Source organism: Gluconobacter sp. P1D12_c, from assembly GCF_018812105.1.
Classification (GTDB): Bacteria; Pseudomonadota; Alphaproteobacteria; order Acetobacterales; family Acetobacteraceae; genus Gluconobacter; species Gluconobacter oxydans_A.
In genome coordinates, this window is sequence record NZ_JACSIQ010000285.1 from 1 (window position 1) to 527 (window position 527).

Annotated in this window: 1 protein-coding gene; it reads right to left on the bottom strand. The window is 56.9% G+C overall.

The window, feature by feature from the left end:
• On the bottom strand, positions 1-527 hold a 527-nt coding region (locus tag KP705_RS16765), incomplete at both ends, for a transposase (protein ID WP_215765075.1).

A 527-nucleotide genomic window follows, 5' to 3' on the forward strand; every position in this document is an offset into this window, starting at 1 on the left:
TTGMCGRCTTGTCCTGCCAGTCTTCGGGAATACGGCCTGCCCGGAGATCGGCTTTCTCGGCGTTCGTGTTGCGCTGCTTTGGAGCCGCCACCAGCGTTGCATCCAGGATCTGGCCCGACATCGGCAGATAGCCGGCGTGCCGCAGGGTCGCGTCAAAACGGTTGAACAGACCCTCGATCGCTCCCACCTGCGTCAGGCGCTCACGGAACAGCCAGAGTGTTTTGGCATCAGGAACACGATCTGAAAGCCCCAGCCCAAGGAAGCGCATGAACGACAGGCGATCGTTGATCAGATATTCCGTCCGCTCATCAGACAAATTGTTCAACGTCTGGATCACCAGGATYTTGAACATCAGCACCGGATCAAATGGCGGTCGCCCGCCTTTGCTTCCATCTGAATAGGCCAGTGCCTTCTCCAGATCAGGACGGAACACTTCAAAATCCACAGTCCGGGAAAGCGCTTCGAGCTGATCGCCAAGCCCGCTCAAGCGAGTCAAACGCTCTTCAACATCAAAGAAACCAAGCTGC